Source organism: Streptacidiphilus jiangxiensis (assembly GCF_900109465.1).
Classification (GTDB): domain Bacteria; phylum Actinomycetota; class Actinomycetes; order Streptomycetales; family Streptomycetaceae; genus Streptacidiphilus; species Streptacidiphilus jiangxiensis.
On sequence record NZ_FOAZ01000001.1, the window covers coordinates 447,926 to 473,572 of the forward strand.

A 25,647-nucleotide genomic window follows, 5' to 3' on the forward strand; every position below is an offset into this window, starting at 1 on the left:
GGCCGGGGCCGGGGTCTCGGTGACGGCCTTCTTGGTGGCGCGGGTGCGCTTGCGCGGGGCCGGCGCCTCCTCGGCGACCGGAGCCTCGATGACCGCGGCAACCTCGACGACCTCGGCCTCGACCGGGGCGGGGGCCTCGGCGACGGCCTTCTTGGTCGCGCGGGTGCGACGGCGCGGGGCCAAGGCCTCCTCGGCAACCGGTGCCTCGACCACCGGAGCGACCGGAGCCTCGGCCACCGGCGCGGCAGCCTCGACCACCGGGGTCTCGACGACCGCGGCGGCCTCGCTCGCGCCCAGCGCCTGCGCCTGCTCCCCGCCGCCGTTGCGCGAACGGCGACGGCGACGGCGGCCCGGGGCCTCCGACGAGTCGGTGGTGACCGCGGCCGTGGTGTCCTCAGACGGAGTCGCCGTGGTCGACTCGACCGTGACGCCCTCCGCGTCCTGCCCACTGCGCGTGCGACGACGCTTGCCGCGCTCGCGACGCGCCGCGGGACGCTCGCTGTCGTGCGCGCCGTCGCGGTCCCGGCCGCCGCGCTCCTCGCCGCGCCCGCCGCGGTCATCACCGCGACTGGCGGGCTTCGTGCCACGGCGACGGCCGCCGCCGGGCTCGCCCAGGTCCTCGATCTCCTCCGCGTCCAGACCGGCGCGGGTGCGCTCGGTACGCGGCAGGACACCCTTGGTCCCGGCCGGGATGTGCAGCTGCTCGTAAAGGTGCGCGGAGGACGAGTACGTCTCCTCCGGGTCGTTGAACTTCAGGTCCAGCGCCTTGTTGATCAGCTGCCAGCGCGGGATGTCGTCCCAGTCGACCAGGGTGACGGCGGTGCCCGACGCGCCCGCGCGGCCGGTCCGGCCGATGCGGTGCAGGTAGGTCTTCTCGTCCTCGGGGCACTGGTAGTTGATGACGTGGGTGACGCCCTCGACATCGATGCCGCGCGCGGCGACGTCGGTGCAGACGAGGATGTCGACCTTGCCGTTGCGGAACGCGCGCAGCGCCTGCTCGCGCGCGCCCTGGCCCAGGTCGCCGTGGACGGCGCCGGCCGCGAAGCCGCGCTTGGTCAGCTGCTCGGCGACATCGGCGGTGGTCCGCTTGGTCCGGCAGAAGATCATCGCCAGGTTGCGGCCCTCGGCCTGCAGGATCCGCGAGACCATCTCGACCTTGTCGAGCGAGTGCGCGCGGTAGATGTGCTGCGAGATGTTCGCGACCGTGGCGCCCTGGTCATCCGGCGCGGTGGCGCGGATGTGCGTCGGGCGGTTCATGTAGCGGCGGGCCAGGCTGATGACCGCGCCCGGCATGGTCGCCGAGAACAGCATGGTCTGGCGCTGCGCGGGCAGCAGGTCGATGATCCGCTCGACGTCGGGCAGGAAGCCCAGGTCGAGCATCTCGTCCGCCTCGTCGAGCACGAGCGTGCGCACGGCGGAGAGGTCGAGCTTCTTCTGGCGGGCCAGGTCCAGCAGGCGGCCGGGGGTGCCGACGATGACGTCGACGCCGCGCTCCAGCGCCTCGATCTGGGTCTCGTAGCCGCGACCGCCGTAGATCGAGAGGACCCGGACGTTGCGGACCTTGCCGGCGACCAGCAGGTCGTTGGTGACCTGGGTGCACAGCTCGCGCGTCGGGACGACGACCAGCGCCTGCGGCGCGGTCGGCAGCTCGGCGGCGGTGAGGCGGCCGGCGTCCACGTCGGCGGCGACGCGGACGGAGTCGATGATGGGGAGCCCGAAGCCCAGGGTCTTGCCAGTGCCTGTCTTGGCCTGGCCGATGACGTCGTGGCCGGTCATGGCGACCGGGAGGGTCATCTCCTGGATCGGGAACGGAGTGATGATGCCGACGGCCTCGAGGGCCTCTGCGGTCTCGGGAAGGATCCCGAGTTCACGGAACGTAGTCAGGGCGGTGCCTCTTCCGGATGTGGTGCGGCCGATCGCGGGGACGGCCGGGCACCCGCCGTGGGACGGGCGCACGGACCGCTACCGGTTGCCTCGCGGCGGCTCACGCGCCGGCGCGTCGTGGAAACGTCCGCGGACGTGTTCGTCCGGGACGCGTCCGCGGGGAGCGGACTCGACGGGGTGCGGTGAGCGGCACTGCATGGAGAGGCCCGGCGCGGGACCGCGATGGCGCGGTCTGCGGCGGCCCTCGCTCGGCCACTGCGGGGTCGGTCGGAGCCGATCGTGCAACCGACCGGGCATCCGCGTGCGTGAGGCGCGGTGCTCATTCACGTCCATCCAGGTCGTGAAACACATCGGGCCTCGCTACCAGCATACCGTCAAGTCGAAGATCGAACATGTGACGCGGACGACATCGGGCCCGTTCCCGACCACTTATCGGCGCCTGGCGTCCTCCGAAGGCCACTAAGGTGCGGCGTATGGAGACCCCTGAAGCACCGAAGCAGGACGAGACGGACACCGACGCGTACCCGTCGATCGGGGACTGGGCGCAGTGCTCGGCGGATCCGCAGTACCGCGCGGCCGTGGTCGACCTGCTCGGAGCCCTGGCCTACGGCGAGCTCAGCGCCTTCGAGCGACTGGCCGAGGACGCGAAGCTGGCCCCGACCCTCGACGACAAGGCGGCGCTCGCAGGCATGGCCGCGGCCGAGTTCGGTCACTACCGCGTGCTGAGCGACCGCCTCGCCGGGATCGGCGAGAACCCCGCCGAGGCCATGCAGCCCTTCGCCGAGGCCCTGGAGTCCTTCCACCGCATGACCGCCCCGGCGGACTGGGAGGAAGGCCTGGTCAAGGCGTACGTCGGCGACTCCATCGCGGCCGACTTCTACCGCGAGGTGGCGGTCCGGCTCGACGACGACACCCGCGAGCTGGTCCTCGGCGTCATGGCGGACACCGGCCACGCCGAGTTCGCCGTCGGCAAGGTCCGTGAGGCCATCGCCGCCGACCCGCGCATCGGTGGGCGGCTGGCGCTGTGGGGACGCCGGCTCATGGGTGAGGCGCTCAGTCAGGCCCAGCGGGTCGTCGCGGAGCGCGACGCCCTGTCCAACCTGCTGATCGGTGGCACCGAGGTGCGCGGGTTCGACCTGGTCGAGGTCGGCAAGATGTTCAACCGGATCACCGAGGCGCACACCCGCCGCATGGCGGCGCTGGGCCTGGCCTCCTGATCAGCGTCTGCGCAGCAGTCGCGGAGCGGCGGTCAGGCGTGCCGGGGACGGTGGCCTGACCGCTGGTCCGGGCGGGCCAGCAGCGACACCATCGCCGCGGAGCCGAGCAGGGCGCAGACGACCGTCTCGACCGGGTGGCCGCCGCCGAAGGCGGCGTGGGCGATCCCGCCGAGCAGCAACGCCGAACAGAGGCCGGTCAGCACGGTCACCAGGCGCGGGGCCGGGAACAGGTCGCTCAGCAGCAGCGACGCGCCCAGCCCGACGGCCAGGCCGACGATGGCGAAAGCGATCAGCTCGACGGTCATGGTCACGGCCTCCCCGGCGGTCGGTCTGTCCGTTTGCTGTGGATTGCGGTCGAGAGAGCCCTACCCACAAGCGGCACGGGACATACCGGAACACGCGGAACGCCCCGCATTCCCCCACGAGCGGGGGAAAACGGGGCGTTCCACGTTTCGGCTGTTGAGCTGGTGAGGCTCAGCAGCGTGCCTCGGAGCGCAGCTCGGAGCACACCTCAGCGCACCTCAGAGCGTGCCGAAGCCGACCTTGGCACGCGTCGGCTCGCCGATCTCCACATAGGCCAGGCGGTCGGCCGGGACCAGGATCTTGCGGCCGTGCTCGTCCGTCAGCTTCAGCAGCTTGCCGCCGTCCACCGCAGCGGCGACAGCGCTCTCGACCTCGTCGGCAGTCTGCGCGCTCTCGAGAACGATCTCCCGAGCCGCGTTCTGCACGCCGATCTTGACCTCCACGGCTTTCGTCCCTCCGGGCCCATCACAGGCATTCGTCGTTCACACGGGGCCGATGCGACCACATGCCGTACGGCCCCACCATACGGCTCAAGTGCCGCGAAGCGGGCCCGGTCCGGGCACCGTGATCAGTGCGCGGCGTCCCCGCCGTGCAGCGGGAACCCCTTCAGGCCACGCCAGGAAAGGCTGGAGACCATGCGGACCGCCTCGTCCTGCGGGATGGTCGCGCCCTGGGAGAGCCAGAAACGGGCGGTGATCTGGCACAGCCCGCAGACGCCGACCGCCAGCAGCATGGACTCCTCCTCGGGGAGGTCGGTGTCCTCGGCGATCACTCGGCTGACCAGGGTGGCCGTGTCCCGCGTGACGCGCTCGACGCGCTCGCGGACGGCCTCCTCGTTGGTCAGGTCCGACTCGAAGACCAGGCGGAAGGCGCCGGACTCCGAGGAGACGTACTCGAAGTAGGCCTCGGTGGTCGCCAGCACGCGGCTCTTGTTGTCGTTGGTCGACTCCAGCGCGGCGCTGATCGCGTCGACCAGGGCCTCGCAGTGCTTGTCCAGCAGCGCGAGATACAGCTCGAGCTTGCCCGGGAAGTGCTGGTAGAGCACCGGCTTGCTGACGCCGGCACGCTCGGCGATGTCGTCCATCGCGGCCGCGTGGTAGCCCTGCGCGACGAAGACCTCCTGGGCGGCGCCCAGCAGCTGGTTCCGGCGGGCACTGCGCGGCAGGCGAGTGCCCCGGGGGCGCTCCGCCGTGTCCTGGATTGCCGTCACGGTGCTCCTCACTCAGCGACTGGACCCACAGGGCGCCGTCCGGGCGACACCTGCGGCCCATCCTACTTTCGGGTAATGGCCGATGGCGCAGGTCCGGACCCGAAAGTTCTGACCTCGGCTTGTGAGGATTCCACAAGCACCCCCGTCACCGGTACTCGTCTTCGTCGATTCGGACCTCGACCTTCTGCTCCACGGTGTCCGCCTCCGGCGATTCCAGGGAGAGCTCCTCCTGGGTGAGGCTCTTCAACTCCTCGCCGCCTGCCGGGCCTGCGCCCTCGTCGACGTCCGGCTCGACCTCGGGGCGTTCGTCGGCTTCCGCGACGTCCAGGGAGTCGAGTGCGGCGTCGTTGACCTGGGACATGGTGGCCTCCCTGGAGTGGTGCGGGGTGAGGAAGCGGAGTGAGGAAGGGGTGCGAGCCTGGCGCTGCCGTCACGGCACCGCACTCTTAGCATCGTCCCCATGAGTGGACTGCGCGAGACATTCGAGGTCGAGACCACCACCGGCCCAGGCGGCCTGCGCGAGGTGCGGGTGCCGGGCAGCAGGCTGTTCGCGGAGGCGCAGCCACCGCGCCGCGCCGGCCTGCCGGCCGCGCTCTTCGTCCACGGCCTCGGCGGGTCCACCCGCAACTGGGAACTGCTGATGGCCGAGCTCGCCGACACGGTCGACGGCCAGGCCGTCGACCTCCCCGGTTTCGGGCAGTCCCCGCCGCCGGACGACGCGGACCTCTCCCTCGACGCGCACGTGCGCGCCGTCGTCGACCACCTCGACCGCGGCGGCCGCGGCCCGGTCCACCTCTTCGGGAACTCGCTCGGCGGCGCCGTCACCACCCGCATCGCGGCGCTCCGCCCCGACCTGGTCCGCAGCCTCACCCTGATCTCACCGGCCCTGCCCGAACTGCCCCCGCAGACCATGGCCTGGCCCACCGGCCTGCTCGCCCTCCCCGGTGCGGCCGGCGTGATCCGTCGCGCCTCCCGCGGTACCACGTTCGAGTCCCAGACCCAGTCGCTTCTCGAGCTCTGCTACGGCGATCCCGGGCGCATCCCGCCGGAGCGGCGGGCGGTCATGGTGGCGGAGTACCGTCGCCGCGCGGAGTTGCCGTACTCCCTCGACGTCCTGTCCCGCAGCGCCCGTGGCATCATCCGCGCCTACACGGAGCGCGGTGCCCACTCGCTGTGGCGCCAGGCGGAGCGCGTCACGGCCCCGACGCTCCTCGTGTACGGCCTGAAGGACCGTCTCGTGGGCTACCGCATGGCGCGCCGGGCGTCCCAGGCCTTCGCCGACTCCCGCCTGTTGGTCCTGCCGGAGGCGGGGCACGTGGCGATGATGGAGTTCCCGGAACTGGTCGCCGCGCGGGTCGAGGACTTCCTCGCGGAGGTGGCCGCCAAGGGCGCGGAGCCCTGCTGAGGTGCGGCCTCCCTCAGCCTTCGGCCGGGAGGTGCCCCTGCGCGGGTGCGACCGGCTCCTGAGGAGCGGATGGCTCTCGACGCGCGGGGCCGTCCACCCGGGGTGGGTTCCCCGCGCGGTCCTTCGTGCCCCTGAGGTGGTGCAACCGGAGCGAGTGCAACAGAAGGGGCTTCACTCCTTCGGGTGGTAGGGGGCCGGATGGCCGACTGGGTGTCGGTGGTGGGACGTAGTTTCGTGCCGTCGGCCGAACACGCGTCCCCGCGCAAGGGGTGACCGCGGTCGGCGTGTGCGTGGTGGGGGAGTCCGCGGCCGTGAGGCCGCTGCGCGGCCGTGCGTGCCCGTGTCGTCCTCCGCCTCATTCGTCGTCATCTTCCGGACGGAGGTCCCATGCGCATCGCACTGGTCACCGAGAGTGTTGCCTCCGTCGCGTGGAGCGACCGACTGGTCGCCTCCCTGCCCGAGCACGAGTTCGTGCGAGTCTCGCCCGGCGCCGCCGAGCGGCCGCGATCCGCGCCGCCCGTCGCGGCCCGTAGACGCCGTGCCCTCGCGGCCTACGGCGATCTGGTGCGGGCACTGGTCGACCCGCGCGCCGCGGCCGGTTTCGGGTCGGCGCTGAACGCCCTCACGGACGAGGCGCGCGGCGGAGGCCTGCCCGCCCTGCTCCGGTCCGGCGCCGCCGTCCGCGCGCTGGAGTCCGCCTGGTTCGGCTCCGCGGCGGCCGCCGTCGCCGCGGGGCCGGGGGATGCCGGTGTGCCCCTGGTGCAGGACGCGCTCGTCGCGACCGACCTGCTGGAACGCGCACTGCGACCGCTCTCCCTGCCCTGGTTCGGCTCGCGCGGGTCGCTCGCCGGGACGGACGTCTGCCATGTCGTCGACGGGCCGTCCGCCGTGCTCGCGGGCCTGGTCGCCAAGCGGCGCCTGGGCCTGCCGCTGCTGCTCACCGAGCACAACCTGCACCTGCGCGAGCGCTACCGCGGCTACCGCGCCTCCCGCTACCGCTGGCCGGTGCGGTCCCTGCTGCTGGCCTTCCACCGGCTGCTGGCCCAGGAGAGCTACGCCCAGGCAGGCGTGATCACCCCCGGCAGCGCCTTCGACCAGCGCTGGCAGGAGTACTGCGGGGCGCCGCGCGAGCGGATCCGGGTGGTCTACGAGGCCACCCCGCTGGCCGAGGAGCCGCCGGTCGGCGCGGAGCCGGACCGGCCGACGCTGGCCTGGATCGGGCCGATAGAGCCGGCCGGGGGCCTGGAGGCGATGCTCAGGGCCTTCGCCCTGGTGCGCGAGGAGCTGCCGGCCGCGGTGCTCCGGGTCCACGGCGAGGCCCCGGCCGGGGCGGCCGCGTACGAGGAGCACTGTCGTGCCCTCGCCCGGCGCCTCTTCGGCGAGCCGGCCGACGCGTACGCCGCCTCCGCGGACACGGCCTCCCCTGGCGCCGTCTCCTTCGACGGGCACCCACTCCGACTGCGCTCGGTCTACGAGCACGCCTCGGTGCTGGTCTTCTCCGGCACCGCCGGGGTCAGGCCGCAGCTGCTGGCCCAGGCCCAGCTCAGCGGCCGCCCCGTGGTCGCTGCCGACGCGGGCGCGGCCCGGGAGGTGCTGGGGCGGACGGGGCTGCTCGTCCCCGTCGGCGAGCCCGCACCGCTCGCCGCGGCCTGTGCGGCCCTGCTGCGCGACGAGGAGCGCCGCGAGCGCCTTGGGCACGCGGGTCGGCTTCGCGCCCAGGAGCTGTACGCCGTCGAGCCCGCCGTCGACGCCTTCCGCACGCTCTACCTGGAGCTGGCGGCCGAGCTTCCCGCGCCCGCGCCGGAACGCACGGATCAGCCCTTTGCCCGCCCGGCGGAGTACTGGGTCGGCGCCTTCCCGAAGGGGGTGCCGGCTCGATGACGCCTCGTCATGCCTCGCGCGGCGGTCCCGCCCCCCGCCACGGCGGTGGGTCCGGTTGGTCCGGTGGCGCGGGTTGGTCCGGCGGATCGGGGCAGCACGCTGCCGCCCGGTCCGTTCCCGGCCCCGGTCGGCACGCGGGCCCGTCCCGTCCGAGCCGTTCCGTGCCGCCCTCCCGTCCGCACGCCGCCGCCGATCCGGTGCAGGCCCTGCTGGAGCGCCACCAGGAGCTGTACGCCGACGCGGTCGACCCACTGGACATCGCCGCCGTGTTGGAGCGTTCGGGCATCGGCCCGGAGACGGCCGGCCGCTTCCGGCACGCCGACGTCTTCTCGCTGGCCGAGGAGCTCCACGCCCGGGTGCCACGTCGGGCGGCCGCGCCGCCGCCCGACGCGGGGGCCTGGCGGCGGCGGGCCCGGCCCGCCCTGGCGGCGGGAGCGGTGTTCGTCGCGGTCGGCCTGCTGCTCTGGAGCCTGCGCACGCTGGGGCTGCCGGTTCCGCCGGCGGCCCAGGTGGCGGCCTTCGCGGCGGCTGCCGCCGGCACGCTCGGGCGGGGGCTGCGGCTGTCGGAGCGGGCGTCGTTGGCGCTGGGCGTCGGCGCCCTGCTGGGCCTCGCCCAGGACGTCGGGCCGGCTCAGCTGGCGCTGGCAGCCGGCGTCGGTGTGGCCGAGTGGTCGGCCCGCTGGTTCCGCCATCTCGGCTGGGGGCACATCCGCGCCCGCTCGTACCGTGAGTTCCGCTCCCGGATGCGGCCCGTGCTGCCCTCGGTGGCGCTGGGGTACCTGACCGTCCTCGCGGGCCTCACGGCTGTGGCGCTCGCCCTGCAGCCCGGCGGTCGTGGTGGCCCCGGCGGCCAAGGCGGGGTGGCGCTGCTCTGGGCGAGCTCCGGGGTGGTCTGGGTCGTCCAGCTCAGTGCCGGCGCGGCTGTGCTGGTCGCGCTGTTGCTGCGGCACGGGGAGCGTGTCCCGTCCGCCCTCGCCGTCCTCGCCGCCTCGTGCGCCTGCGTCGCCCTGGCACGGACCGCGGCGGCCTCCGGCGCCGGTGGTTGGGGGGCGACCCACTCCGGCCTCGTGATCTGGGCCTGCGCCCTGACGGCCGGCGTGGGCCTGCCGTACGCCTGGGCCTCCTCGCTGAACCCCGCCACCCACCGCCCCCCGGCGGAGGCGGAGGAGGCGTCGCCGGGGCCGTGACCCGGAGCGGCGCCGCCATCACCCTCGGGCGTCCCGGCGCCACCACCCACCGAGCAACGAACCGCACTTACGTAGGGAAGGACCACCTGATGAGGGTGCTGCTGCTGGGCGCCGACGGTTTCATCGGCCGTCGCGTCGCCGATCGACTCTTCGCCGACCCGGAGCTCCAGGTCACCGTGCTCGGCCGGCGTGATTCGGCGGACATCCGCTTCGACCTCGCCGCCGGCAGCCCCGGGGCGCTGGCGCGCTTCCTCGACGCGGTGATGCCCCGGGTGGTGGTCAACTGCGCCGGTGCCACCTACGGCAGCCCGCGTGACCTGGTTCGGGCCAACACCCAGGCCGTCGCCACCGTCTGCGAGGCGATCCGGCGCAGCCACGACCCGGCCCGGCTGGTCCACGTCGGCTCGGCCGCCGAGTACGGGCCGGTGCCGATCGGCACGGCCACCGCCGAGACGGCGGAGCCGCGTCCGCTCGGGCCCTACGGGGTGACCAAGCTGGCGGGCACGGAGCTCGCGCTCTCGTCCGGGCTGGACGCCGTCGTGCTGCGTATCTTCGACGTGGTCGGCCCCGGCGTACCGGCGGGCTCGCTCTTCGGGCGCCTCTCGGAGGGCCTGCGGCGGGCGCTGGAACGGGGGGAGTCTCACGTCCGTACCGCTGATCTGTCCGCATTCCGAGACTTCGTCGACGTGCGGGACGTGGCGCGGGCCGTCCAGTCGGCCGCCGTCTCCGCGGCCACGGGCGTGATCAACATCGGTGGTGGTGCCGGGGTCCGGATGCGCGACGCCGCGGGGTTGCTGGTCCGGGCCTCCGGTTTCGAGGGTCGGCTGATGGAGGAGTCCCGCAGCCCGATCTCCGGTGCGGACGCGGCCGACCGGCCCATGGAGGTGCTGTGGCGGCAGGCGGACATCCGTACCGCCCGCGAGCGCCTCGGCTGGCGGCCCCGGGTGCCCCTGGAGGAGTCGCTGGCCGACATCTGGATGGAGACGGCCTGCCGCGTCTGAGTCCTGCCCGGGGCCGGCTGCGGGCAGGGCGGCCTGTCTCACCGTCGTCTCATCGGATGTCTCGCACATTGGACCAGGGGCTTCGGAATAGCCTCGCGCGTGGCACTGTTGGCCAGGGAAACACATCGCCTGACCACCACCGGAGTCCCCCGTGTCGCTGCCACCCCTGGTCGAGCCCGCTGCCGAGCTCACCGTGGACGAGGTCCGCAGGTACTCCCGCCACCTGATCATCCCGGATGTCGGGATGGACGGGCAGAAGCGGTTGAAGAACGCAAAGGTGCTCTGTGTGGGCGCCGGTGGCTTGGGCTCGCCCGCACTGATGTACCTGGCCGCGGCCGGTGTCGGCACCCTCGGCATCGTCGAGTTCGACACCGTCGACGAGTCGAACCTGCAGCGTCAGATCATCCACGGCCAGTCCGACATCGGTCGCTCCAAGGCCGAGTCCGCGCGCGACTCGGTCAAGGAGATCAACCCCTACGTCAACGTGATCCTGCACGAGACGCGCCTCGACGTCGACAACGTCAAGGAGATCTTCGCCCAGTACGACCTGATCGTCGACGGCACGGACAACTTCGCCACCCGCTACCTGGTCAACGACGCGGCCGTGCTGCTCGGCAAGCCGTACGTGTGGGGTTCGATCTACCGCTTCGACGGCCAGGCCTCGGTCTTCTGGGCCGAGCACGGCCCCTGCTACCGCTGCCTCTACCCGGAGGCCCCGCCGCCGGGCATGGTCCCCTCCTGCGCCGAGGGCGGCGTGCTGGGTGTGCTGTGCGCGTCCATCGGCTCGATCCAGGTCACCGAGGCGATCAAGCTGCTGGCCGGCGTCGGCGAGCCGCTGGTCGGCCGTCTGATGATCTACGACGCCCTGGAGATGCAGTACCGCCAGGTCAAGGTCCGCAAGGACCCGAACTGCGCGCTCTGCGGCGAGAACCCGACGGTCACCGACCTGATCGACTACGAGGCCTTCTGCGGCGTCGTCTCCGAGGAGGCCCAGGCGGCCGCCGCGGGTAACACGATCACGCCGAAGCAGCTCAAGGAGTGGCAGGACAACGACGAGGACATCTTCCTCATCGACGTCCGTGAGCCGGGCGAGTACGAGATCGTCAGCATCCCGGGTGCCACGCTGATCCCGAAGAACGAGTTCCTGCTCGGCAACGCGCTCGAGAAGATGCCGCAGGACAAGAAGATCGTCCTGCACTGCAAGACCGGTGTCCGCTCCGCCGAGGTTCTGGCGGTCCTGCACTCCGCCGGCTTCGCCGACGCGGTCCACGTCGGCGGCGGCGTCATCGGCTGGGTCAACCAGATCGAGCCGGAGAAGCCCGTCTACTAAACGGCCGGCCTCCCGGCCAGCGAGCGAATCGCCGACCACGTCCCTGACCTGCGGGGGAGTGGTCGGCGATTGTCATTGGTGTGTGCCTTTGATTTCCGTCGCACGGCCCCAAGACGGCCCGGTAGCCTGGCGTTGCCCTGCGTCGGTCGAGGACTGCGGCCCCACAGCCTCGGCCCGTTGTGGAGGGGGCCAGCCGGGTTCGAGCCGGGCCAGGATGGGGTGTCATGCCGTGTCAGGAGAGCACGGCTTCAGGAGGCTCCGTGTAGGTAACCTAGGCCGACCTGGGCTTCGGTGGCCTGCGCAAATCGCTGCCCTTTGACCGTGGCTCCCCCGTGTTCCCCGTGCGATCCCATCCGGTCTGGCGCGATTGTGGCGCGGCCCTCAAAGTCCTCTACCCCGTGATCCAGCAACCGATCAAACGGGCGTCCCTACCAGGGGAGTCCGCGCAGTCCTCCCGCCAGGCCAGTGATGAGCCAGATCATGAAAGCTGCCACGACCACGACGCACGTGGCCACCATGATGGTCCCAGTGACGGCATGACGTGACGGTCGATGCACGGGTGTCTCCTAGCGGCCAGTGACGCCGGGGCGAGATTCGGTGGGCGGGTTGGCCACGGCCACACCCTGCCGGGACTGACGCGGCATGCGCATGAGTACGCGTACTCAGTCCGCCTGGCCTCGCTCGTCGAGGACGATCGAGACAGTGTCGCCGCCGCCGCCAGCCGGCCACCGGCAGGTCGGGCCTGAGTGGGGTGGTCCCGTCCGCTCCAGCCTGGAAAGACCGCAGCTCGATCAGCTGATCGTGTTGCGATCCAGGGGCTGGAGCGGCTTTGCAGTCGGCTCGGCAACCTACATGTCACCACTCTTGACCTGCTACGAAGCCCGACGGAGGCACGCACCTGACCCACTCGGTCCGTAGCTGGTCCGGATCTTGCAGGGGCACCACTGCGCAGGGGTGAAACGCGCCCGCACGTTGGCGGCTGCACCCTGTTGCGTCAGGGGCAGCCGTCCTCGTTGGTGTCCGGCCGTCGCCCGGCTACAGCGCGCCGCGCCGCTGGAGGAAGCTGAAGCAGCCCCAGCCCGGCAGCACCGGCAGCCAGAAGGTCAGCAGGCGGAACATCAGCACCGCCGGGCCCGCGATCGCGCCCGGTACGCCCGCCGCCGAACTCAGCAGCAGGATCAGCGCCGCGTCGATCGTGCCGATGCCGCCCGGCACCGGCACCGCCGAGCCGGCCGCGTTGCCCGCCAGATAGACCACGGCGATCGCCGCGAACCCGGCCGAGCCGCCGAAGGCCAGCACACAGGTGTAGAGGCAGGCGATGAAGGCCAGCGACACCAGGATGATCCCGCCGAAACCCGTGGCCAGCTTGGACGGAGTGCGCAGCAGGTCCAGCATCCGCGGGATGACGCCGATGAAGAGCGTCCGCAGCTGCTGGAAGACCCAGCGCCGCAGCGGCGGGATCGCCGTCACGATCAGCACCACGACCGCCGCGACCAGCAGCACGGTGATCACCGTGCGCGCCGACGGCACGTCCGAGCTGTTGGCCGTCCCGGCGATGAAGCCGAAGCCGAGCAGCAGCAGGATGTGCATCGCCAGGCCGACCAGTTGCGAGGCACCCACGCTGGCGACGGCCTGGCCGGGCCGGACCCCGCAGCGCTGCAGGAACCGGGCGTTCAGGGCGACGCCACCGACCGCGGCCGGGGCGACCAGCTTCACGAAGGAGCCGGCCACCTGTGCGGCGAAGGTCCGCCAGAAGGGCAGCTGCTCGGGCACGAAGCCCGCCAGGCTCATCGCCGCGCCCACGTAACTGGCCACGGAGGCACCCACGGCGATCATGATCCAGCCCCACTGCGCGTGGGCGAGCTTGGTCAGCGGGTTGTTGGTGAGCTGGCCTACGAGCAGGTACGCCGCGAACGCGCCCGCGACGAGGCTGATCAGGGTCTTCGGCTTGAGCCGCTCCAGCTTGGCGGGCTCGACCGGGGCCTGCGGCACCAGCTCCAGGATCTGTTCGCGGATCAGCGAGAGCAGGTCCGTCGGGTCGGGGTGGGCCTCCAGGGCCTCCTCGACCTTCACCCCGGTGGCGATCTTCGCGTCGCGCTCCGCCTGCACCTCCGCCTTGGCCGCCCGGTGGTAGGCCTTCAGGTCCTGGCGCGTCGACCGGCTCAGACCCACCGGCTGCAGCATCGGCAGCGAGGCCGCGGTGCGCGAGGTGCCCAGCACCTTCGTCGCGGAGGCCACCGCGCGTTCCGGGCCGACCCGCAGCGCGAGGGTGGTGAGCAGCTGGGCGACGTCCATGCGCAGCGCCAGGTCGCCCGCGGCGATGTCGCCGCCCGCGAGGTTGACCAGGCAGGTGTCACCGTCCTCGGTGACCAGCAGGGCGCTGGAGGTGAGCTGCCGGTGTGCGATGCGACGGTCGTGCAGGACACGGACGGAGGTCCAGGCGTCGATGAGGACCTTGTCGCCCCACTTCTCGTCGGCCAGCTCCTCGTCCGCCAGGTCCGCGAAGCCGCGTCCCTCGATCCGCTCGTAGACGAGGATCACCGCGTCGGGGCCGAGCTCGGAGGTGGCGATCAGGAGCGGGGAGCGGGCACCGGCGGCGTTCGCGGCGTAGGCGATCAGCGCCTCCTGCTCCAGCGCCTGGCGCAGGGACTGCGGGCTGGAACGGGTGGCCACGGCGCGCAGCCGCAGCCGTCGCCAGAGCCGGTAGAAGAAGCCGGAGGCCTGGTGCTCCCGGTCGATCACGTGGACGTCCAGCGGCGGACCGACCTGCTGCACGACGAGGTAGCGGCGGGTGCCCTCGGGGCCGTCCGGCGAGCGGTGCGCGGTGATCGGGTCGAAGCCGACCTTCCGCAGCCCGGCGAGCAGGTGCTCACCGGTCGGGCGCACGTTGGGGCTGCCGACGGCGTAGAGGGTGCCGTAGGCGACGGTGAGGCCCAGCAGGATCGTGATCGCGATCGAGAGCGGTGTCGTGTTGCCGCCGACCAGCTCGGAGAGGCTGTCCAGCAGCACGACCACCCACAGGGCGATGCGCCAGCGTGGGCGGCTCGCCATCCCGACGGCGGTCATGTAGGCGATGACCGGCGTGAGATAGCCGTGCACGGGGTCCGACGCCGTGCCGTTGTGGGTGACCACCAGCGCACCGTAGACGGGCGCCGGGGCGGCCTTGAGCACCCACAGGTCCACGCCGAGCGAGATGCCGTGGGCCAGCACCGCGGCAAGCACGCCGTCGGCCACCCGCAGTCCGTCGCGTTTGATCAGGCGTTCGACCGCGAAGGCGACCGGCACGATCAGGACCGCGGCGGTGGAGAAGAAGCTGGTCAGCGTGACCAGGAAGCTCGGCAGCCGGTTGGCGCCGGAGTTGATGTCGGTGGTCAGCCCGTTCGTCGTCGACTGCGCGATGCCGGCGAGCACCAGGACGGCGGCGATGCCGAGCAGGCCGAGCAGGAAGCGCAGCAGGTCCGAGGGACGGTGGGCGCGGGCGGGCAGCAGCGGCTCGTTGACCGCGACGCTCTGCTGGTCCGGGCCCGGTCCGTCGAACCCCTCGCCCTGGTGTCCGAGGTCGGCGGTGGTGGTCCGGGTGTCGCCGTTGGCGTCCGTCGCGGCGTCGTGGGTGACCGACTCCTCCTGCGGTGCCGCGAGCGGCCCGGTCGGGCCGTCGCCTGCGTCCGTGGTGGCTTCCTGGGCCGTTCCCTCAGCCTGCTCCTGGGCCTGCTTCGTGGCCTGCTCCTCGGCCGGTTCGGAGCGGGTCGCGGCGGTGGCCGGTACGGAGGTGGCGCCGATCGGAGCGGGGGAGGTGCCGTCCACGGCGGTTGAGGTGCCGCCGTCCACGGCGGAGGAGGAACGCTTCACCAGGTCGACCGGCCGACGGGAGTTCGCCGTGGGCGTCCCCGCCTCGGCCTCGGTCCCGGCCTCGGTCCCGGGCGCCGCGCTCGGCGGCTGCTCGGCGGGCTCCGGGGCCGCGCTCGGCCCGGAAACGGGCATGCTCCGGGGCGCGTCGGCAGAGTCCGCCGCGCTCGTGGCCCTCGGTCCGGTCATCGCTCCCCGTGTGCCTTCTGTCCGTCCGCCCGCCGTCGTCCCCTCATCAGGGCCCCTTCAGGTCATTCAAGGGTGGCATGGTCGGATCGTGCGCGCGGCGGTGAGGTGTCCCCGTGCCGACCCTCGGCGGATGCTACATTCCCCCGGCTGGGTGAGCGAGGAGGTTGCTCGGCACGGTCCCCCCTGGGAGTGGCGCTTCCGCACGCGTTGTCGTAGGCGTGCGACAGAATGCCGGATGTGAACGAAGGGGCGGCTGAGTCGGAGCTCCCGCCGTACGCCGAGCGTGTTCTCGACGTCGCGGAGGGCATTCCGGCTGGACGGGTGATGACCTACGGCGATGTCGCCGAGTACCTGGGTGAGGGCGGCCCGCGTCAGGTCGGGCGGGTGATGGCCCTGTACGGCGGCGCCGTGCCCTGGTGGCGGGTGATCCGCGCGGACGGGCGGCTGCTGCCGGGCCACGAGCTGCGCGCACTGGAGCAGTACCGGGTCGAGGGAACGCCGCTGCGTGACGTGACCGGGCAGCACATGCCCCGGGTCGACCTGCGCCGCGCCCGCTGGGACGGCCGCCCGCACGGATCGTGAGGCGATCCTGCGGTGATCGCGAGGCGATCGTGAGGCGGACGGTGAAGTGAATGAGGCGGACGGTGAGGCGTGGCGAATCCCACGGATCCGCTGATTCGGGAGACAGAGGCGGGGCTGTCGGGGCAGGATCGTAGGCTCGCTATCGGACGGAGTGCGTGAGACGCACCCCGTCCCCGTGTGCCGCCTGCTTCGTTCTTGGATCCGCCGATGACCACCTCCCTGCCCGCCGGCGCCTACCGCCTGGTGCGTGAGCCGGTCGCGCCTGCGGTTCCGCCTGCGCTGGACAGCCATCAGCAGGCGGTGGTGGACCACCGCGGCGGTCCGCTGCTGGTCCTGGCCGGGCCCGGCACGGGCAAGACCACGACGCTGGTGGAGGCGGTCGCCGCGCGGATCGCCGAGGGCGTGCCGCCGGAGGAGATCCTCGTTCTCACCTTCAGCCGCAAGGCCGCCGTGGAGCTACGGGACCGGATCACGGCCAGGGTCGGCGCCTTCGGCGGGCTGGGCGGGCCAGGCGCGGGCACGGCTGCCGCACCGCAGGCGACGACGTTCCACTCCTTCTGTTACGCGCTGCTGCGCGCCCACCAGGAGCCCGACCTCTACGCGGAGCCGCTGCGCCTGCTCTCGGGCCCGGAGCAGGACGTTCTCGTGCGCGAGCTGCTGACCGGTGGCGCGGAGGACGCCCGCGCGGGTCTCGCGGCCGGCCCGGGCTGGCCCGCCGAGCTGCGGGCGGCGCTCACCACCCGCGGCTTCGCCGACGAGGTCCGCGCGGTGCTCGCCCGCGCCCGTGAGCTCGGCCTCGGGGAGATGCAGCTGGCCCGCTTCGCCGAGCGGGTCGGCCGCCCGGACTGGGCGGCGGCGGCCCACTTCCTGGCCGAGTACCTCGACGTCCTCGACGGCCAGGACCTGCTCGACTACGCCGAGCTGGTGCACCGCGCGGTGCTGCTGGCCGAGCGGCCGGAGGTCGGCGAGCAGCTGCGTCGCACCTTCACCGTCGTCTTCGTCGACGAGTACCAGGACACCGACCCGTCCCAGACCCGCCTGCTGCGCGCGCTGGCCGGCAGCGGCCGCGAGCTCGTCGCCGTCGGCGACCCGGACCAGTCGATCTACGCCTTCCGGGGCGCGGACGTCAACGGCATCCTCGACTTCCCTCACGACTTCCCGCAGGCGGACGGCCGTCCGGCCCCGATCCGGGTGCTCCGCGTCTCGCGCCGGGCCGGGCGTCGACTGCTGGCCTCCAGCCGCGTCCTCGCCGGACGCCTCCCGGCCGGCCGTCTGCCGGCGGCGGCGCTGGCGGCCCACCGCGACCTGGTTCCCGCGCGCGAGGGCGGCTCCGTCGAGGTGCTGACCTTCCCGACGCCCGGCGCGGAGCTGGACAACATCGCGGACCTGCTCCGCCGTGCGCACCTTGAGCAGCAGGTCCCCTGGTCCGAGATGGCCGTCCTGGTCCGCGCCGGCGCCCGCTCCCTCCCGGGCCTGCGCCGCGTCCTCACCTCGGCGGGCGTTCCGGTCGAGATCGACGGCGACGACCTGCCGCTCCATGCCGAACCAGCGGTCGCCCCGCTCCTGGTGGCTCTCCGCCTCTGCGCCCTCTCCGCCACCCGCGCCCGCCGCCTCTCCGCGGGCGCGGCCGATGCCATTCCGTCCCAGCCCGGCCCGGGGGACGACGCGGCGGCCGTGTCCGGCGCGGAGACGGACACGGCGCCCGCCGTCTCGTGGGGCGACCAGGTGGACGATGTCGAGGCGCCTGCGGCCGGGGCCCCGGGCACGGTCGAGGGCCCCGACGACGCCGCCCGGCCCGTGAGCGCCGTGGCGAGTGGCGCGGTGGGCGACATCGTGGGCGACGTGGCGAGCGCCGAGCACGTCGGTGACCTGCGGTTCCGGTCCGCCGTGCTCGATCCGGAGGACCCGTTGACCGTCGAGGTGGCGGAGCAGCTGCTGACCGGCCCGCTGGCCGCGCTGGACGGCGCGGACCTGCGGCAGCTCGGGCGGGCCCTGCGGGAGGGGGAGCGAAGCGCGCTGCGGGAGGTGCCGGCGGAGGAGCGGCGCGCCGTGCGGCCCGCCGGGGAGCTGATCCGGGAGGCCCTCGCCGAGCCCGAGCGGCTCGTGCTGCTCGCCGGGCCCGCGGCCCGCCGCGCCCGGGAGCTGGGCCTGCTGCTGCGCAAGGTGCGGGACCTGCTGCTCGGAGGCGCCACCGCGGAGGATGCGCTGTGGGCGCTGTGGGAGTCGAGCAGCCCGTGGCGCGAGCGCCTGGAGCGTGCCGCCCTGCGCGGCGGCGCCGCCGGCCGGAACGCCGACCGGGACCTGGACGCGCTCTGCGCGCTCTTCGAGGCCGCCGCCCGCGCCGAACTGCGGGCCGGCGGTCCCCGAGGTGCGCTGAACTTCCTCGCCGAACTGGAGCAGCAGGACATCGCCGCCGACACCCTCTCCGGACGCGCCGTCCGGACGGACGCCGTCCGTCTGATGACGGCGCACCGCTCCAAGGGGTTGGAATGGCGGCTGGTCGTGGTCGCCGGGGTGCAGGAGGGTCTCTGGCCCGACCTGCGGCGTCGTGGCTCCCTGCTGGAGGCCGACCGGATCGGCCGCGAGGGCCTCGCCGAGCCGATGCCGCAGAGCGCGCTGCTCGCGGAGGAGCGGCGCCTTTTCTACGTCGCCTGCACCCGGGCGAAGGAGCGCCTCGTGGTCACCGCGGTGCAGGCCGCGGCCGAGGACGGCGACGAGCCGTCCCGCTTCCTGCGCGAGCTCTACCGCGAGCGCCCGGACGGGACGCGCGAGCCCGAGGTCCGCGTGGAGGACGTGACGCACCGACCGCGCCGTGCGCTGTCCGTCGCCGCGCTGGTCGCGGAGCTGCGGGCGACCAGCGTCGACCCCGCCGCCTCGCCGCAGCTGCGCGAGGCGGCGGCCGAGCGGTTGGCCCGCCTGGCCGAGCTGACGGACGAGGACGGCCTGCCGCTGGTCCCGGCGGCCGACCCGCACCGCTGGTGGGGGATGGCCGATCTGACGGAGAACGAGGTGCCGGTGCGTGACCCGGCCGGTCCGGTCGAGCTGTCGGGCAGCGCGCTGGAGTCCGTGAACGCCTGCTCGCTGCAGTGGTTCCTGGGGCGGGAGGTGCGCGCCCAGGAGGTGTCGAGCGGGGCGCAGGGTTTCGGCAACGTGGTCCACGTGCTGGCCGAGGAGGTCGGTTCCGGGCGCACCCCGGCCGATCTGGACGTGCTGATGGCCCGGCTGGACCGGGTGTGGGACGCGGTGGCCTTCGACGCGCCGTGGAAGTCGGAGCAGGAGAAGGGAGAGGCGCGGGCTGCTCTGGAACGCTTCCTGACCTGGCACTCCGCCGAGCGCGGGCGCGTGCCCGTCGCCGTCGAGCAGCCCTTCGACGTCGAGCTCAAGGCCGGCCCCTACGCGGTGCGGATCCGCGGCACCATGGACCGCGTCGAGCGCGAGAACGCCACCGGCGCGGCCTACGTCGTGGACTTCAAGACTGGCCGGAACACTCCCACCAGGGCCCAGGTCGAGGAGCATCCGCAGCTCGGCGTCTACCAGCTCGCCGTCCGCGAGGGCGCAGTGGACGAGGCCTTCGACGGGGTGCACCCGGAGCCGGGCGGCGCGGAGCTGGTGCAGCTGCGGCAGCCGGCCTCGCGGACGGCGGACGAGGTGCCCAAGGTGCAGCACCAGGCCGGTCTGGAGGAGCACCCGTCGGGCGGGGAGTGGATCGAGGGCCTGCTCGCGGAGGCGGCGGACCGGGTGCTGCGGGAGCGCTTCCTACCGACCACGGGCGACCAGTGCGGTCACTGCTCCTTCCACGGCAGCTGCTCGGCGCGTCCGGAGGGACGTCAGGTGGTGGAGTAGCGAGCGCGGGGCGGTGGGCGTGGAGCAGTGAGCACGGCGAGCGTTGCGTGTGCCAACATGTGCGCTTTCTCATTGCTCGCCCACAGCTCGATCCAAGGGAATTCCCGCAGATGAACAGATGTCAGCGCATATCGGGCGCTCTCGTGCTCGCCGCGGCGTTCGCGCTCTCCGCCACCGCCTGCTCGCCCTTCGGCGGCTCGTCCTCGCCGAGCTCCGCCGGGACGCCCAGCACCTCTCCGAGCCCGACGGCCCTCAGCGCGGACGCACTTGCCAACCAGGCCGTGGCGGACCTGGGACAGGCGTCGGCCTACCGGATGAAGGGCCGGATCGACCAGGCCGGCAAGATCATCGGCGTCGACCTCTCCGTGGTGACGGGCAAGGGCTGCGTGGGATCCATCAGCCAGGCCGGAAAGGGGACGATCCGGCTGGTCCTGCTCGGCCAGAAGCTGTGGATCAGGCCGAACGTGTCCTTCTGGGAGTCCGTCGGCGCCCCCTCGAGCACGGCCCGGGCGTTGGCGGCCAAGTACGTCGCCACCAGCGCCACCAGCGCGAAGTTCGGCGCCTTCGGCAAGCTCTGCGACGCGCAGGCGCTCACCAAGGGCTTCGGCACCGCCACCGGCCTGGCCCGCGGCGCGACGACGACCGTCGACGGCGTCTCCGCGGTGACCCTCAAGGAGGCCGACGGCGTGCTGGACTACGTCACCGAGTCCGGCCGACCGGAGCTGGTCCGCCTGCTCAAGCCGGCCAAGGGCAGCGCCAAGGTCGCCAGCCAGATCGACTTCCTCGACTTCGGCAAGCCGGCCACGATCACCGCGCCGCCTGCGTCGCAGACCATCCCGGGGGCGAAGCTCGGGGCCTGACAGACCCCCGCGCTAGCGTTGGGGTATGCCCGGCCGTCTGACCAGTCCCGAGGAGCTCAGGGAGCTCCTCGGGATCCCGTTCACCGCGGAGCAGCTGCGCGCGATCACCGCGCCGCTCGCCCCCGCGGTCATCGTCGCGGGCGCGGGCTCGGGCAAGACCACGGTGATGGCCGCGCGCGTGGTCTGGCTCGTCGGCACCGGCCAGGTCCGGCCGGAGCAGGTGCTCGGGCTGACGTTCACCAACAAGGCCGCCGCCGAGCTCGCCGAACGCGTGCGCAAGGCGCTGCTGCACGCCGGCGTCGTCGAGACCGAGCGTGTCGAGCCGTCCGCGCAGGCGGGGGGTGACGAGTTCGGCGAGCCGGAGATCTCCACCTACCACGCCTTCGCGGGTCGGCTGCTGACCGACCACGGCCTGCGCATCGGCCTGGAGCCCGACGTCCGGCTGCTCGCCGACGCCACCCGCTTCCAGCTCGCCGCACGGGTGCTGCGCCAGGCGCCGGGCCCCTACCCGGGGCTCAAGGACGGCGTGTCCTCGCTCATCGCCAAGCTGGTCAAGCTGGACGGCGAGCTGGCCGAGCACCTGGTTCCGCCGGAGCGCCTGATCACGCACGACACCGAACTGTTGGCCTCGCTGGCAGGCGTCAAGCTCGGCAACGAGTCATTGCGGGCGGTCCCTGTGGCGGCCGAGGCACGCCGGGAGCTGGCCGAGCTCGTCGTCCGCTACCGCGCCCGCAAGCGCGAGGCCCAGCTGATGGACTTCGGCGACCAGATCGCGGCGTGCGCGCGCCTCGCGCTGACCCGCCCCGAGGTCGGCGGGCTGCTGCGCGAGCAGTTCGCCGTCGTGCTGCTGGACGAGTACCAGGACACCTCCGTCGCCCAGCGCCTGATGCTCGCGAGCCTCTTCGGCGACGGCACCGGCCACCCGGTCACCGCCGTCGGCGACCCCTGCCAGGCCATCTACGGCTGGCGGGGCGCCTCCGTCGCCAACCTGGACGAGTTCCCGCACCACTTCCGCGAAGCGGACAGTGATCGCAGTCGCGAAGCGGATCGTGATCGCAGCCGCGAGGCGGACAGAGATCGCAGCCGCGAGGCGGATCCGACGTACCGCCGCGAAGCGGACGCCGCGCGCAGCCTCGGCGCGGAGCCGCCGGTCGCCGCCCACGACGTCGGGGTCGCCGACGCAGACGCCCGCGCCGACGACGCCGCGCCGCGCGGTGTGCAGGGCGCTCCTGCCGCGCGGTACTCGCTCAGCGAGAACCGCCGGTCCGGCGGGCGGCTGCTCGCCTTCGCCAACGACCTCGCCGCGCCGCTGCGCGCCATGCACGAGGGCGTCGCCGCGTTGCGGCCCGCGCCGGGGGAGGAGCAGGCGGGCGGGTTGCGCTGCGCGTTGCTGGAGACGCACGAGGCCGAGGTGGCCTGGGTCGCGGACAGCATCGCCCACCTGGTCCGCACGGGCACCGCGCCCGGCCGGATCGCCGTGCTCTGCCGTGCCGGCCGCGAGCTCTTCCCGGACGTGCACGCCGCGCTGGTCGCGCGGGACGTGCCGGTCGAGGTGGTCGGCCTGTCGGGGCTGCTTCACCTGCCGGAGATCGCGGATCTCGTCGCCACCTGCGAGGTGCTGCAGGATCCGACGGCCAACGCCGCCCTGGTCCGGCTGCTGAGCGGCCCGCGCTGGCGGATCGGGCCGCGCGACCTCGCCCTGCTCGGCCGCCGGGCCCGGGACCTGGTCCGCGTCGCCGGGGACGACGGACGCCAGGACAAGCTGGAGCAGGCCGTTGCCGAGGCCGATCCGACGGAGATCGTGTCGCTGGCGGACGCCCTGGAGTCCTTCCTCTATCCCGGGCAGGCCGGCGAGCCGGAGCTGCCGTTCTCTGCGGATGCCGCCGCCCGCTTCCAGCGGCTGGCCGTCGAGATACGCGAGCTGCGCCGTGCCCTCGCCGAGCCGCTGATGGACGTGCTGCACCGGGTGCTCACGGTCACGGGCCTGGAGGTGGAGCTCGCCGCCTCGCCGCACGCCCTCGCCGCGCGCCGTCGGGAGACCCTGTCGGCCTTCCTCGACGTTGCCGCAGGCTTTGCGGACCTGGACGGCGATCCGTCGCTGGGGGCGTTCCTGGCGTTCCTGCGTACGGCCCAGGAGTACGACCGCGGGCTCGACAACAACCTGCCCAGCGGCGAGGACACGGTGAAGGTGCTCACCGCGCACAAGTCCAAGGGCCTGGAGTGGGACGTCGTCTTCGTCCCGGGCCTGGTCAAGGGCGCCTTCCCCAGCGGAACAGGGCGTGAGCGGTGGACCTCGCGCCCCGAGGTGCTTCCGCACACCCTGCGCGGAGACGCGGCCTCGCTGCCCGCCGATCCGGCGTGGACCTCGGCGGGCCTCAAGGAGTTCGAGGCCGAGATGAAGACACACGCCGCCACCGAGGAGCTGCGCCTCGGCTACGTGGCCTTCACCCGTCCCCGCGCCCTGCTCTACGCCTCCGGCCACTGGTGGGGGCCGTCGCAGAAGCGCCCGCGCGGGCCGTCCCCGTTCCTGGACGCGCTGCGGATCTTCGGCGAGGAGCAGCCCGGCAGCGGTGTGGAGATCGAGCACTGGGCCGAGCCACCGGCCGAGGACGCGCAGAACCCGGCGCTGGATCAGACCGTCGAGCACGCCTGGCCGCTGCCCTTGGACGCGGCCGCCCAGGCCGCGCGCCGCGCCGCCGGCACGCGCGTGCTGGCCGGTTCCCGCGGCGAGGCCTCCCCGGAGCCGGAGCCGGAGGCGGCGGAGGAGCGCAGGCTGGTCGCCTCCTGGGACCGTGACCTGGAGCTCCTCTCCGCCGAGCTGCGCCGCTCCCGCTCCCGGGTGCGGGAGGTGGCGTTGCCGGCGTCGCTCTCCGCCTCGCAGCTGCTGCGCGTCGCGGCGGATCCGGACGGTTTCGCGCGCGAGCTGGCCCGGCCGGTGCCGCGTCCGCCGCAGCCCGCCGCCCGCCGCGGCACCCGGTTCCACGCGTGGGTCGAGTCCCGGCTCGCGGTCGAGCCGCTGCTGTTGCTCGGCGAGGAGGAGCTGCCGGGCCTCGACGACTCGGGCATCGAGGACGAACGGGACCTGGCCCGGCTCAAGGAGGCATTCCTCCGAACGGAGTACGCCGCGCGCACCCCGTACCGGATCGAGGAGCCGTTCCAACTGGTCCTCGGCGGCCGCGTGGTCCGTGGCCGGATCGACGCGGTCTACCGCACGCCGCAGGGCTTCGAGGTGGTCGACTGGAAGACCAACCATCGGGAGACGGCCGACCCGCTGCAGCTCGCCGTCTACCGTCTGGCCTGGGCGGAACGCGAGGGTCTGGATCCGGCCCTGGTGTCCGCCGCGTTTCTGTATGTTCGTAGCGGAACGGTCGTGAGACCGCAGGCGCTGCCGGGCCGGGAGGGGCTGGAGGCGCTGCTCGACGCGGTTGCTCCGAACGGGGAACGCATCGGTGAAGCAGCCACGGAGGCTTTGTGAAAGGACTGTGCAGCCTGTCCAATTCGCGCCTAATGTGGGGACGCTAACCAGTCAACTTCGATCCGACGTCGAACGAAAGACGTTGGACCAAAACCGGCCGCGGTCGGGGCCGCAGTTGGGACGCGCCCGCTCGCACACACCGCCCACGTTCATGCACCCTCGTTGCACCTCGATGCACAGTGCCCGCAGGAGAGACGACGTTGACTGCCGCCGGAAGGTTCCGCCAGCTCAGCCACAGGGGCAGGGGGGTGCTCCTGCTGCCCTTCCTCGGCGTGGCCCTGGTCTTCGTACTCGACCGGGCCAGCAACAACCCCGACGTCACCTTCGAACCGGCGCTCTCGGCCGGGCCCGCGCTCGCCGCCGTCGTCAGCAACAGCCTGTGGTTCCCGCTCCTGGTCGGCGGGGTCACCATCGGTGAGGCCTTCGGCATCGCCGCCGAGGACCGGACCATGTCCGCCTCGGTGCACACCGCCAGCGTCCTCGCCATCGTGCTGATCACGGCGATCGGTGCGGCCAGTGTCATCCTGCGCAACCGGCAGGAGCGCGCCCTGGCCGACGCCCGCCTGGTCTCCGAGGTCGCCCAGCGCATCCTGCTGCGTTCCATCCCGGAGCGCATCGGTCCGGTCCGCGCCGCCGTCCACTACGCGGCCGCCGCCGCCCACGCCCGCATCGGGGGCGACCTCTACGAGGTGGTGCAGACCCGTTACGGGGTCCGCGCCGTCATCGGGGACGTACGCGGCAAGGGCCTCGCGGCGGTGGAGACGGCCGCCGCGATCCTCGGCGCGTTCCGGGAGGCCGCGCACCAGGAGCAGTCCCTGGACAAGGTCGCCACCTGGCTCGCCGACAGCCTCGGCCGCGCCCTGCACGAGAACGACGGCGAGCACGAGGGCAGCGACGAGGAGTTCGTGACGCTGGTGCTGGTGGGCGTCGGCCCCGACGCCGTGGTCGAGATCGTCAACTGCGGCCACCCTGCTCCGCTGCTGCTGCGGCGCGGCACCCCGGTCCGCTTCCTGGACCCGCCGTCCAACGTCCCGCCGCTCGGGGTCCTGGAGCCGGAGGACGTCCGTCCCCCGATCCTGCGCCTGCCGCTCCAGGAGGACGACCGCCTGCTGCTGTACACCGACGGCGTGATCGAGGCTCGCAACAGCTGGGGTGTCTTCTACCCCCTGGCCGAGCGGGTGCCGGACTGCGCGACGGCCGAGACGCCTGCCCTCGTGCTGGACCGCCTCCACGAGGACGTCCGGCGCCACGTCGGACACCAGCTGGGCGACGACGCGGCGATGCTGCTCCTGCAGTACGCCCCGCTCCCCGCGAGCGCGGCGCCGGCCCCGCACCGCTCCGTCGTCCACCCCCGCGTCTCGACCACCCAGGCCGACCAGCTGCCCCTGCTCGATCGCGGCGACCCGCGCGAGTAGCGGCGCCGCACCGCGCCGC

The 25,647-nt window shown here is 73.3% G+C and carries 16 protein-coding genes and 2 pseudogenes; 12 read left to right on the plus strand and 6 right to left on the minus strand.

Annotated features, from left to right (window positions below; translation table 11 throughout):
• Positions 1 to 1,794, minus strand: a 1,794-nt coding sequence (locus BMY61_RS02000) for a DEAD/DEAH box helicase (RefSeq protein ID WP_075003714.1), incomplete at its 3' end; no start/stop codon positions are given.
• A 563-nt stretch (positions 1,795 to 2,357) separates the two neighbouring features.
• Between BMY61_RS02000 and BMY61_RS02010 the strand changes: the two genes are divergently transcribed.
• Positions 2,358 to 3,101: a ferritin-like fold-containing protein gene (locus BMY61_RS02010; protein ID WP_042442331.1), complete on the plus strand. Its 744-nt coding sequence runs from the start codon at positions 2,358 to 2,360 to the stop codon at positions 3,099 to 3,101.
• 32 nt (positions 3,102 to 3,133) lie between these two features.
• Here BMY61_RS02010 and BMY61_RS44680 read toward each other — a convergent pair whose 3' ends face one another.
• The 4 genes from BMY61_RS44680 to BMY61_RS02030 all read right to left on the minus strand — a co-directional run bounded on the left by BMY61_RS44680 (position 3,134) and on the right by BMY61_RS02030 (position 4,975).
• Positions 3,134 to 3,406, minus strand: coding sequence for a hypothetical protein (locus tag BMY61_RS44680; RefSeq protein WP_042442333.1), 273 nt, complete (start codon positions 3,404 to 3,406; stop codon positions 3,134 to 3,136).
• A 216-nt stretch (positions 3,407 to 3,622) separates the two neighbouring features.
• Entirely contained in the window at positions 3,623 to 3,847 is a 225-nt protein-coding gene (locus tag BMY61_RS02020) for a DUF3107 domain-containing protein (protein ID WP_042442335.1), read from the minus strand.
• Positions 3,848 to 3,972: 125 nt separating this feature from the next.
• Positions 3,973 to 4,614 (minus strand): TetR/AcrR family transcriptional regulator, encoded by a 642-nt coding sequence (locus tag BMY61_RS02025; protein ID WP_042442337.1) that lies wholly within the window; start codon positions 4,612 to 4,614, stop codon positions 3,973 to 3,975.
• Positions 4,615 to 4,759: 145 nt separating this feature from the next.
• Positions 4,760 to 4,975, minus strand: coding sequence for a hypothetical protein (locus BMY61_RS02030; RefSeq protein ID WP_042442338.1), 216 nt, complete (start codon positions 4,973 to 4,975; stop codon positions 4,760 to 4,762).
• A gap of 99 nt (positions 4,976 to 5,074) precedes the next feature.
• Here BMY61_RS02030 and BMY61_RS02035 point away from each other — a divergent pair, with 99 nt between their 5' ends.
• The 6 genes and pseudogenes from BMY61_RS02035 (at position 5,075) to moeZ (ending at position 11,418) form a co-directional block, all read left to right on the plus strand.
• Complete coding sequence (locus tag BMY61_RS02035) at positions 5,075 to 6,019, plus strand: alpha/beta fold hydrolase (RefSeq protein WP_042442340.1); 945 nt, start codon at positions 5,075 to 5,077, stop codon at positions 6,017 to 6,019.
• A gap of 387 nt (positions 6,020 to 6,406) precedes the next feature.
• Positions 6,407 to 7,900, plus strand: coding sequence for a DUF3492 domain-containing protein (locus BMY61_RS02040; RefSeq protein WP_042442342.1), 1,494 nt, complete (start codon positions 6,407 to 6,409; stop codon positions 7,898 to 7,900).
• 161 nt (positions 7,901 to 8,061) lie between these two features.
• A complete protein-coding gene (locus tag BMY61_RS02045) occupies positions 8,062 to 9,087 on the plus strand; it encodes a hypothetical protein (protein WP_042442344.1) in 1,026 nt (341 codons plus the stop codon).
• Between the two features lie 89 nt (positions 9,088 to 9,176).
• Positions 9,177 to 9,998, plus strand: a pseudogene (locus BMY61_RS02050) (SDR family oxidoreductase); the annotation flags it as partial.
• Positions 9,978 to 10,088 (plus strand): annotated as a pseudogene (locus BMY61_RS48715) (reductase); the annotation flags it as partial. The pseudogenes BMY61_RS02050 and BMY61_RS48715, both read left to right, overlap by 21 nt.
• Positions 10,089 to 10,239: 151 nt before the next feature.
• The gene (gene moeZ / locus BMY61_RS02055) at positions 10,240 to 11,418 is read left to right on the plus strand and encodes an adenylyltransferase/sulfurtransferase MoeZ (RefSeq protein WP_042442345.1); all 1,179 of its coding nucleotides are present in this window, start codon (positions 10,240 to 10,242) and stop codon (positions 11,416 to 11,418) included.
• A gap of 1,035 nt (positions 11,419 to 12,453) precedes the next feature.
• Here the strand turns inward: moeZ and BMY61_RS02060 are convergent.
• A complete protein-coding gene (locus BMY61_RS02060) occupies positions 12,454 to 15,399 on the minus strand; it encodes a lysylphosphatidylglycerol synthase transmembrane domain-containing protein (RefSeq protein ID WP_052438295.1) in 2,946 nt (981 codons plus the stop codon).
• 291 nt (positions 15,400 to 15,690) lie between these two features.
• Between BMY61_RS02060 and BMY61_RS02065 the strand changes: the two genes are divergently transcribed.
• The 5 genes from BMY61_RS02065 to BMY61_RS02090 all read left to right on the plus strand — a co-directional run bounded on the left by BMY61_RS02065 (position 15,691) and on the right by BMY61_RS02090 (position 25,628).
• Complete coding sequence (locus BMY61_RS02065; protein WP_236655834.1) at positions 15,691 to 16,035, plus strand: MGMT family protein; 345 nt, start codon at positions 15,691 to 15,693, stop codon at positions 16,033 to 16,035.
• A 207-nt stretch (positions 16,036 to 16,242) separates the two neighbouring features.
• Entirely contained in the window at positions 16,243 to 19,878 is a 3,636-nt protein-coding gene (locus BMY61_RS02070) for an ATP-dependent helicase (protein WP_042442349.1), read from the plus strand.
• A gap of 110 nt (positions 19,879 to 19,988) precedes the next feature.
• Positions 19,989 to 20,738 (plus strand): hypothetical protein, encoded by a 750-nt coding sequence (locus BMY61_RS02075; RefSeq protein WP_143094121.1) that lies wholly within the window; start codon positions 19,989 to 19,991, stop codon positions 20,736 to 20,738.
• A 25-nt stretch (positions 20,739 to 20,763) separates the two neighbouring features.
• Entirely contained in the window at positions 20,764 to 24,213 is a 3,450-nt protein-coding gene (locus BMY61_RS47010) for an ATP-dependent helicase (protein ID WP_042442352.1), read from the plus strand.
• Positions 24,214 to 24,461: 248 nt separating this feature from the next.
• Complete coding sequence (locus tag BMY61_RS02090; RefSeq protein WP_052438296.1) at positions 24,462 to 25,628, plus strand: PP2C family protein-serine/threonine phosphatase; 1,167 nt, start codon at positions 24,462 to 24,464, stop codon at positions 25,626 to 25,628.
• The last annotated feature ends 19 nt before the right edge of the window (positions 25,629 to 25,647 follow it).